Origin of the sequence: Nocardia brevicatena NBRC 12119 (genome assembly GCF_000308495.1) — a bacterium.
Lineage (GTDB): Bacteria > Actinomycetota > Actinomycetes > Mycobacteriales > Mycobacteriaceae > Nocardia > Nocardia brevicatena.
On the sequence record NZ_BAFU01000217.1, the window covers coordinates 1 to 8994 of the forward strand.

Annotated in this window: 12 protein-coding genes; 5 read left to right on the plus strand and 7 right to left on the minus strand. The window is 67.8% G+C overall.

Annotation, left to right across the window (positions count from 1 at the left end):
* Window positions 1-159: 159 nt before the first annotated feature.
* Together ON20_RS26580 and ON20_RS26585 are read left to right on the plus strand one after the other, a co-directional pair.
* Window positions 160-417 (plus strand): FitA-like ribbon-helix-helix domain-containing protein, encoded by a 258-nt coding sequence (locus ON20_RS26580; RefSeq protein ID WP_040839970.1) that lies wholly within the window; start codon window positions 160-162, stop codon window positions 415-417.
* A complete protein-coding gene (locus ON20_RS26585; protein ID WP_040839972.1) occupies window positions 414-830 on the plus strand; it encodes a PIN domain-containing protein in 417 nt (138 codons plus the stop codon). Before ON20_RS26580 ends, ON20_RS26585 begins: the two co-directional genes overlap by 4 nt.
* A gap of 109 nt (window positions 831-939) precedes the next feature.
* Here ON20_RS26585 and ON20_RS26590 read toward each other — a convergent pair whose 3' ends face one another.
* Window positions 940-1446, minus strand: a complete 507-nt coding sequence (locus tag ON20_RS26590) for a plasmid pRiA4b ORF-3 family protein (RefSeq protein ID WP_040839974.1) — start codon at window positions 1444-1446, stop codon at window positions 940-942.
* Window positions 1447-1862: 416 nt separating this feature from the next.
* Here ON20_RS26590 and ON20_RS26595 point away from each other — a divergent pair, with 416 nt between their 5' ends.
* Together ON20_RS26595 and ON20_RS26600 are read left to right on the plus strand one after the other, a co-directional pair.
* On the plus strand, window positions 1863-2564 hold the full coding sequence (locus tag ON20_RS26595; RefSeq protein ID WP_051163375.1) for a site-specific integrase: 702 nt from the start codon (window positions 1863-1865) through the stop codon (window positions 2562-2564).
* Between the two features lie 83 nt (window positions 2565-2647).
* Window positions 2648-2884, plus strand: coding sequence for a hypothetical protein (locus ON20_RS26600; RefSeq protein WP_157229030.1), 237 nt, complete (start codon window positions 2648-2650; stop codon window positions 2882-2884).
* Here ON20_RS26600 and ON20_RS26605 read toward each other — a convergent pair.
* The 3 genes from ON20_RS26605 to ON20_RS26610 are packed head-to-tail and all read right to left on the minus strand — an operon-like array spanning window position 2881 to window position 3914.
* Window positions 2881-3180: a hypothetical protein gene (locus ON20_RS26605; protein WP_040839978.1), complete on the minus strand. Its 300-nt coding sequence runs from the start codon at window positions 3178-3180 to the stop codon at window positions 2881-2883. The two genes, ON20_RS26600 and ON20_RS26605, sit on opposite strands and share 4 nt — an antisense overlap.
* Window positions 3177-3308 carry a hypothetical protein gene (locus tag ON20_RS40010; protein WP_281032912.1) on the minus strand — a complete coding sequence of 44 codons (132 nt, stop codon included), beginning with the start codon at window positions 3306-3308 and terminating at the stop codon, window positions 3177-3179. Before ON20_RS40010 ends, ON20_RS26605 begins: the two co-directional genes overlap by 4 nt.
* Before the next feature lie 12 nt (window positions 3309-3320).
* Entirely contained in the window at window positions 3321-3914 is a 594-nt protein-coding gene (locus ON20_RS26610) for a GNAT family N-acetyltransferase (RefSeq protein ID WP_051163377.1), read from the minus strand.
* Window positions 3915-4147: 233 nt separating this feature from the next.
* Between ON20_RS26610 and lysS the strand changes: the two genes are divergently transcribed.
* On the plus strand, window positions 4148-5833 hold the full coding sequence (gene lysS / locus ON20_RS26615; RefSeq protein WP_040839980.1) for a lysine--tRNA ligase: 1686 nt from the start codon (window positions 4148-4150) through the stop codon (window positions 5831-5833).
* Between the two features lie 43 nt (window positions 5834-5876).
* Here the strand turns inward: lysS and ON20_RS26620 are convergent, their stop codons facing one another.
* The 3 genes from ON20_RS26620 to ON20_RS26635 all read right to left on the minus strand — a co-directional run.
* Window positions 5877-6149: a PqqD family peptide modification chaperone gene (locus ON20_RS26620; RefSeq protein ID WP_040839982.1), complete on the minus strand. Its 273-nt coding sequence runs from the start codon at window positions 6147-6149 to the stop codon at window positions 5877-5879.
* Window positions 6146-7945 (minus strand): asparagine synthase-related protein, encoded by a 1800-nt coding sequence (locus tag ON20_RS26625; protein WP_157229031.1) that lies wholly within the window; start codon window positions 7943-7945, stop codon window positions 6146-6148. Before ON20_RS26625 ends, ON20_RS26620 begins: the two co-directional genes overlap by 4 nt.
* 442 nt (window positions 7946-8387) lie before the next feature.
* On the minus strand, window positions 8388-8994 hold a 607-nt coding region (locus ON20_RS26635), incomplete at its 5' end, for a hypothetical protein (protein WP_157229033.1).

Consider the following 8994-nt stretch of genomic DNA (forward strand, 5'->3'; position numbering starts at 1 on the left):
ACTATGACCACTAGTACCCCTATGGCTGACCGCCTATAACCTTTGTTGTAGGGGGTCAGCGTGGGGGAGTGATAGCGGGTATCCTGTTAGTGCCATCATTGATGGCGAACCGTGCCGATCTGTTGCCAATGATGGCGCATCGAGAGGAGATGATATCGGATGAAGAACGTGACGATCCGAAATCTGAGCGACGAAGTACACCGTGCCATCCGCCAGCGCGCGGCCGGGAACGAACGCAGCATCGAGGCCGAGATGCGCGCCATCCTAACCGAGGCCGTGCAACCGGCCGAGCGGATCAAACTCGGCAGCCTCCTGTTCGCGGGCATCAGCGAGGAGAACCGGCTCACCGACGACGAACGCGAAACCTACTTCGGCCGCGACCGCACCCCGTCCGAACCGCTGGAGTTCGGCCGGTGATCATCCTGGACACAAGCGTCATCAGCGAACCGTTCGCCAAGGACCCCGATCAGCGGGTGGCGGCATGGTTCGACGCCCAAAACGCCGAAACCCTCTACCTGACCACCGTGACCGTCGGCGAACTCCGCTACGGCATCGCGGCCATGCCCGCCGGCCGCCGCCGCGACGAATACGCCCAATGGCTCGAAGACCGCACCCTGCCCGCGTTCTCCGGCCGCATCCTCTCCTACGACCTGGCCGCCACCACCGAATACGCGCGCCTTCGCGCCGCTGCCCGCGCCGCCGGGCTCGCCATCGCCACCGTGGACGGCATGATCGCCGCCACGGCGGCCGCCGCAGGCTTCACCGTCGCCACCCGCGACACCTCGCCGTTCGAGGCCGCCGGAGTACCCACCATCGACCCGTGGCAATAGCCCACGGCATTCCTTCAGCGGTGAACCAGGTCGTACCCTCCACCGGACTCACGGCAGAACCAGGTCCTACCCAGCTCCTCTTTTACAGTCAACAACGAAATTTGTTGTCTCAGTTGGGTAGTCGTGCCAGCTCCTCGTTGACCGCTGTCACATCGAAGGCAGTCGGGTCGAATCGGCCGGTGCCGAGTTGATCGCGGACTTGGTGATAGCGCCAGCCCTTCCGGGCGCGGAGCGCTTTGAGCATGTCGTAGTAGCCTTCCGGGCCGCCGCTGTCCTCCGGTGGGCAGGCCCGCCGGCCCGCCGTACATATCGGGTACGAGGATCGTCGAGGGCTGGTGAGGATCTTTTCAACCGCGACGGTGTGTACCCAATTGTCGCCGAAATCGTAGGTGTAGCAGAGGATCTGACCGACAGACAGCACCGAGACCGGCTGTTGTTCGTCCAGAGCGCCGCCGTAGCGACCGTCGAAGCGGTGTAGGTGGAAATTCTCCCAACCCATCGCAATCTGGATCACGTCGTGCAGGCGGGCCAGGGTGTCAGTCGATCGCACCTGCACCCGCCGCCACACGGTCGGCTCCACGCCCTCCAAGATGATCTTCAACTGATGCACCGTCACGACTTGGACCCTAGAACGTCCCGTGTGACATAGGTGTTGGGATTCAGCTTCCCTGGCGCGGGGGTTTTCGTCGGTGCCGCTGCCTATGATCCGGCCGTGACCGATATCGTTCCGGCCGAGACGCGGGGGCCAGCAGATCCCAGGTTGGTGGATCGGCTGGCCCTGCTGGACACGGCGGCCGCCGAGTACGCCCGCCCGATCCGGAACACCGAAGAGGCATACCGCGCCGACTGGCGTGCATGGCTACGATTCCTCGAGGAACTGAATTCCGGTTTGGCCGAGCAAGATCCGCACGGTACGCCGGTCCCGCCGACCGTCACGAACATGGGCGTCTTCGTTGCGTTCATGGCCTGGCACGAACGCCGCAAGCTGGCCCCGACCACCGCAGAGCGCCGCCTCTACGGCGTCATCATGACTTGCGCCAGCACTACGACATCGAGGTACCGAAGCAGACCATCAGCGCCGCTCGGCAGACCCTCACCAACTACCGCCGCCAGCTGGCCGAGGCCAACACCCCGCGCGGCCGAGGGCATGCATCGGCCGTGACCGTGCCGCAACTACGGCGGATCTGCGCGGCGCTGGCTCCGAAGCTGGCCGGGCACCGAGACCGCGCAATCGTGCTGCTCGGGTTCACCGTCGGTGCGCGCCGGTCGGACCTGGCCGGGCTGGACGTGGGCGATGTGGCAGAGCATGACGAGGGCCTGGCCGTCACCGTCCGCTACGGCAAGACCGGAGCACGCGAGGCCGCCATAGACCGAGGCACCAACCCCGGAACGTGCCCGGTCCGGGCCGTCCGGACATGGATCTGCGCCGCCGGCCTTACCGACGGGCCATTGTTTCGGCCCATCGACCGGCACGGCAACCTCAGCGACGAGCGGATGTCACCGCGGGCATGTGGTGAGGTGGTCACCCGAGCCGGGCAGGCGGCAGGGCTGCACGTCCACCTCACCGGCCACAGCTTGCGCGCCGGACTCGCGACCGAGGCCCGCAAAGCAGGCCACGACGTGAAAACCATCGCAGACCAAGGCGGATGGAACCCGACCAGCGCCGAACTGTACAAATACATCCGCATCGTGGACAGGTGGGCCGATAACGCAACCAAGGGCATCGGATTGTGACCGGTTGCCCATATGGAAGCCAGCACCCATATGGGCGCGAGTCATCGCACCCGTCATGGTCCCGATCCGGCAGGATCGTGGACGTGAGCGATATCGAGCCCGCCGACGAGCGCGCCATCTTGGACCAGTTGCGCAAGGCGCAGGACGCCCATCACGGCGGCGATCAGCCCACCGCGAGCGCGCTGGTAGATGATCTGCTGACGCGGTTCGGGCGCGAGACCGTCGACGCGGTGCGCTGGCGGCAGGCCCGTGACCAGCTGGCCGCCGACGTGAATCTGTACAGCATGTTCGGGACCGCTGGACTGATCGGCGACGACTAGGTCCGGAGTCGCTGAACGCCCGCCCGGATCTCGCCGACGAACAGCGCGGTCGCGGTGCGCGCGGCCGCCCGCCGGTCCGCGACCGAAAGGCCCTCGCTCTGCGTGGCCAGCGCCGCCGGGCCGCTGTCTTCCACCACGGTCAGCGCCAACCGGCGGAACCCGATCGGCACCGGGCTACCGACGTTGGCGATATCCATCAGATCCACCGGAATGCCGCCCAAGGTGTCGATGACGGCGACGCAGGCCAACTCAACGAGTTGGGCCGTGGTCGGCGCACTCTCACCGACCAGCGTCAATAGCGCCTCCTGGCACGAGGGGCACTCATCGCCGCGCCGACGAGCTGGCCGAGTAGAACGGCATCCACACCCCAGCCGGCCAACTTGCCGGGCGGGACCTCGAACCCGTCGTGTCCGTGGTCAGTCACACGTAGATGGTGTCACCGATCGGCCAGAAGTTCGCTCGATTGCACCGACCCCGGATCGTTTCGGAGCGGCCGCATCATCACGACTTCGGTCAGCGTGGTGTCGTTCGCGTAAGGGCGGCGCAGCGTGGTGCTGGTGTAGCCGTTGCGCCGGTAGAACCGTGCGGCACGAGCGTTGGTCTCCACGACATCGAGGCCGATCCACTCGACTCGCGCCTCATCGACGGCCCAATGATGAACGGTCGCAAGCAGCTGATCAGCCAACCCGCGACCCCGCGCACGGGGCCGGACGTAGGCACCCCAGACCATCGCCCATCGGGCCCCATCGGGCGCCGGCACCAGCAGCTCGGGCCGGTCCCGTTCGGAGTCGATAAAACAGCCCAGCATCCCCACGAACTCGCCATTGTCGCGATCGGTGGCCACGGCAAGGATCTGGCGGCCGGGCGCGCAGCTGCGCGCGATGCGCGCTTCCCAATCCACCAGTTCGAGCGCCGCGGCCTGCTCGGCGGTTTCGCCGAAGGCACTCGGGCACTCGCGCAGGGCGGCCAGCCGCACCGCCCGCAACTGCTCACCGTCACCGGCCTGGACACGCCGGATATCCCAGGTCATGACTCGAATCTAGGCCCGCCGTCAATGGGATATCGGCCTTGAGCGGATGAGAGCGGGAACCCGGCCACATGGTCAAGGCTCCCGCCCTATCCGACCGTTAGAAGGGGATTGACACCGGTCTCTCGACATCATGCCACCGGCGACCGACGCAGCGCCGATACCGCGCCCGGTCCCGGTGGTCCACTCCCTCACCTCGGTAAACACCCTTCGAGTACCGTATATCGGTGCCTTCGATGACCCGCAACCCCGACGTTCGCGACACCGCCTTAGAGGCGAGTTGGATCAGCCGCACGGCTGACTTAGCGATCGAGCACGCGAAGCGCACAGGAGCGAGCACCATCGTGTGTGCGTCCGGGATCAGCCCGAGCGGACCGATTCACCTGGGTAATCTCCGCGAGGTCATGACCGCGCACCTGGTCGCCGAGGAGATCAAGGCCCGCGGCCTGGCCGCCGAACACATCAACAGCTGGGACGACTACGACCGGTTGCGCAAGGTGCCGGCCGGACTCCCGCCCGAATGGTCGGCCCATATCGGCAAGCCACTGGCGGCCGTGCCCGACCCGACCGGGCAAACCGACTCGTGGGCAACGCATTTCATCGACACGTTCACCGCGTCCCTGGAACGTCTCGGCGTGCATATGCGCCAGATCCGGCAGTCCGAGCAGTACCCGGCCGGGATCTACAACCCCCAGATCCGCCGGGCGATGGATGCCCGCGAGCAGATATTCACGATCTTCGAGGGCTTCCAGACCGAAGGCCGCCACGAAAAGTCCGTAGACGAGCGGCGCGCGGAGTACTACCCGTTCAAGCCGTATTGCCAGGCGTGCGGCACCGATTACACCCATGTCACCGGATGGGCCGAGGATCTGGTGTCGTATCGGTGCCGGTGCGGTCACGACGGGTCGATGAGCATCGCCGATGGGGCCCGGATCTCCGGCAAGCTGGTGTGGAAAGTCGATTGGCCGATGCGGTGGGCGTTCGAGCGCGTGGCGTTCGAGCCAGCGGGCGAAGACCACCACGCCCCGAGCAGCAGCTTCGCATCCGGCAAGGTGCTGGTGCGCGACATCTTCGGCGGTGAGGCCCCCAGCACCGCCGTGTATTCGTTCGTCCAGGTCGCCGGAGGCGGCGCGAAGCTCTCCAGCTCGGCCGGAGGAGCGGCAACCCCGGACACAGCGCTGGATATCCTCGAGCCCGCCATGGTGCGATGGCTCTACGCCCGGCGGCTGCCGTCCAACTCGTTCACCATCGACATGGCCCCGTCCGCCGTGCTGCGCCTGTACGACGAATGGGACCGGTTCTCTGCCCGCGTCGCCGCCGGCGACGCCTCCCCGGTCGAAACCCACCTGCATCAGCTGAGCGTGCGCACTTCCGTCGGCCCGGTCGAGTCGTCGGCCCGACCGGTGTCGTTCCGGCTGCTGTCCTCCATCGCCGATATCACCGCGGGCAACGCCGAGCAGATCGAACGGCTTGTGCGCCAACAGCTCAGCGCCGATGGCGCCGGAGACCTGCCCGACGACGCCGAACTACTGGCCGAACTCGAACCGCGTTTGAACAACGCCATCCACTATGCGAAGTCGCCGCCCGAGGCCGACCGCACGGTGATCCGGACGACGTTCAATGCCGAGGCATGGGCGCAGCTGGACCAGCAGACCCGCGACGGGGTGCGGATGCTCGTTGACCGCATGACCGGCGCGTGGACGCTCGAGGAGCTGACTACGACGGTCTACGCGGTGCCGAAGCTCATCCACGGGTTGCCCGCCGACGCCGCGCCGACGCCGGAGCTGAAGAAGGCGCAACGTGCATTCTTCCAGGCCCTCTACCAGCTGCTGTGCTCGCGTGACACCGGCCCGCGGCTCCCGACCCTGCTGTTGTCGATCGGCCCGGGCATGGCCCGGACGCTACTGACCACGCCCGCGTAACGGCACGCGAGATCCCAGCCGCCGGAATTCGGCGGCTGGTTGGTCAGGCCGCGTCGAGCAGGACAGCGGCCCGCATTCGGGTAACGAACTCCGACACCGCTTCACCATCGACGGGGCGGCCGCCGTGGTGGGCAGTCAGTTCGCGGACGATATCGGCGCAGCTACGGGTGCCATCGCAGCGCTGCATCACCTCATAGCCGAGTTCGTCTACCACCGCGACTTCACCGTCTCCGGCGGGCACCAGCACCCACACATCACCGGTCTGTTTCGCCGAGGCCGCGACGGCTTTCGGGCGATCCACCGTGCTCGTGGTCATTCGGATTCTCCTACGTGTTCGAGCCAGGAATTGACCGCGACCGTCGCCCACAACGCGGGCCCATGGTCGAGGTAACCGGCCAGGTATTCGTCAAGCGCGGCGCTGAGTTTGTCCGCGTCGATCACCGCCCGATCCACCAGCGGCCCACCGGCCGCCACCGCGCGGATACTGCTCGCGGCCCGCGTCAGCCCGGCGTGCATCAGCACCCGCGCATCGGCCTTGTCCCGCCGCGCGGCCACCGGCGCGGGCAGCTCGGCGGCGAGCGCGTCACGCAGCACCACCTTTTCGATTCCGCTTTCGCGCAACATCTCCGGCGGCAACGCCCACGTCAACGCGGCGAGATCAGGGTCCAGGAATGGATAGGTGACCCGCAGGCCCGCGCGGCGCGCGGTGTCCTCCCACCAGCCGCCGCAGTGCACGCGCCCGGCCGCGCCCGCTTCACCGATCAAGGCCCGTGAATAGGTCGTGGTGAACTGTCCCGGCTCGCTGAGCGTCGGGTAGCCGTCGGCGGGCCGGTCAACCAGCCCCGAAGCAGTGACGTAGCTCTGCGACAACCACGGCGGAATATCGCCGAGAGCGCGCATCACCCGTGTTCCGCGCCGCTCGTAGTCCCCGGCGATCAGCCCATCAACAACCCGCGCCGCGCCCGCCGGATCAGGGAAGGTCGCCAGCTCGGCCGTCGCGCCGTCCGCGTCGCCGTTGACGCGCCGATCGGCCACCGTGAACACCTGCCCGAGCAGCAGTTCGTCACCGCCTTCGCCCGCGACCACCGACCCCACCGGCTCAGGATCACTCGCGATCCTGCGCAGCATGGCCCAGTTCCGCCCGGCGTATGTCCAGGCTTCCGGCTCGTCGCCGAACGGGTATTCGGCCGCCAGCGGTAGCAACGTGTCGGCGGCCATCCGATCCACCGGAATGCCCGTGGCGTGTTCGACCGCATCGACAAAACGCCGTTCGTCGCACGCGGCGAGTTCATCGGTGCTGTAGGTCAGCGCGAACGCTCGCGGCCGCCGACGGAGCCCGCCGGCCACCGCAGCGGCGGCCAGCGATGCCGAGTCGATCCCGCCCGAGAGCAGCACCGCGTCCGTGGGGCTGCTGCACCGCTGCATCGCGGTCAACAGCCGCGCCCGGAACTCGGTCACCAACTCGCTGCGGGCGAGCCCTGTCACCTGTTCGGCGTCGATATGAGCCGTTCGGTGCACGCTGGCCGCGTCGTCCCGCACGATCAATACATGGCCAGGCGGCAACCGGCGAACCCCGGACCACGCCGACCCGGCAGGATCGCACATCGACGGCACCAGAAACGGCGCAAGGCCCGTCGGGTCCACGCCGATTCCGGGATTCGCGGCCCGCAGTCCGCGGATCTGTGAGGCCACCAGCACCGATTCGTGGCCAGCGAGGTAGAACAGCGGTCGCGCCGACATCGGCGACCGGTACACCACCGTCCACCGCTGTTCCGGCGACACCACGACGCAATGCGCATCCCCGGCGACGGCGCTCAACTTCGCCGCGGTCGTCTCCGGCGAGTCCGACACGTCGAGTTCGCCGATCACGGTGTCCATCTGCCGATGCACCCAGGCCGGGGCCGACACCGCCGCCAGCTGTGCGCCGCCAGCGAGCGTGTATACGCTCCCCGCCGCCGTGCTGCTGTCTTCGGCCCCGGCCGCCACCGACACGGCCGGGACGCCCGCGTGTGTCCATTCCGCCGATCGGTCAGCCATGGCGGCCGCCATGAGCTTCGTATCGGCCCGTGCGTCGCGGCCGGGTGCCGCCTGCGCCAGCGCTACCGATGACACCGAGTTGCCTCCTCATCCTGGGCCACGTGAAGAACCCCCGACAGAGCGACCAGCCGCAGCGCGTCACGGTCGAGTTCGCCGCGCAGCTCGGCTACCGCTTGGTCGTCGTCGGTGATCGCGCGGCACAGCGAGCACATCGAAGAATCGCGAAGGTTCTGCGAAACCCGCTGTTGTGCGTCGGGGCAGAGCCGATCGAACAGGGCTTTCGGCCCCTGGGTGTGTATCGAATTGATGATCGGGTCAACCGATGCCGCCGCGAGCGCGCTGCCCGCCTGCGACGCCGAGCCGATCGACAGCCGCAACGGTGAGTGCGCCTGCGCCCCGCGTGCGGGCCCGCAGCAGGTATAGAAGTCGACCTCCGGCGTCAGAATCGGCCGCCCGACTACCCCGCACGGCCCCGCCGGCACATCGGCCACGCTCGCGTCTCGTCGCCGCGCCAAGGTCACGCCCCGGCCGAACGGAAGGACTTCGGCCGTCTCCAGCCGGGCCCCGTAGCGTTCAGCGGCCGCAGAGGCGATCTCGTGCGCTTCGTCGCCATCCGCGCCGCAATACTGCACCACCAGCTCCATCCGCGTCGGTGCCGCTGCCTCCAGGAGCCGATGGTGTCCAGGTGCGGGGTCACTGCGGTGTAGAGGGTGCGCAGTTCACGTCGTGCGTCGGAGGCTCGTGCTCGGTCGTAGTCGGGATGGTGGGCGGTGAACCAACTGCTGTCGTTGCTGCTTGCGCCTGTGCCGGCGCCGGTGATGCGTTCGAGGCAGTAGATCGCGGTGAGGTCATCGGCGAGTGCTCGGGCGTCGGGGTGGGTGAGCGTGGTGGCTGCGGCGGCCATGGCGTCGGCGGTGATGCGTTCGGCGATGACCTGGTAGACGTCGGTCGCGGTCGAGTCCGGCCCGATCGCCACTCCGCTGTCGGCGCCGGTGTCCGTGGCGGCGATGATGGCGTGCTCGCGGTCACGGAGCATGCGGTGCCACCGCGACAGCGTCGTCGGCAGGCCGGGCACCTGCTTGGATTCCAGCGATCGTCGCAACGGCTGGACTATGAAGCGTCCA

What these genes read in the sequence shown, in the direction of transcription:
- lysS (WP_040839980.1), top strand. Translation starts at nt 4,148, where the DNA reads ATGACCCGCAACCCCGACGTTCGCGACACCGCCTTAGAGGCGAGTTGG.
- ON20_RS26610 (WP_051163377.1), bottom strand. Translation starts at nt 3,914, where the DNA reads ATGACCTGGGATATCCGGCGTGTCCAGGCCGGTGACGGTGAGCAGTTG.
- ON20_RS26620 (WP_040839982.1), bottom strand. Translation starts at nt 6,149, where the DNA reads ATGACCACGAGCACGGTGGATCGCCCGAAAGCCGTCGCGGCCTCGGCG.
- ON20_RS26580 (WP_040839970.1), top strand. Translation starts at nt 160, where the DNA reads ATGAAGAACGTGACGATCCGAAATCTGAGCGACGAAGTACACCGTGCC.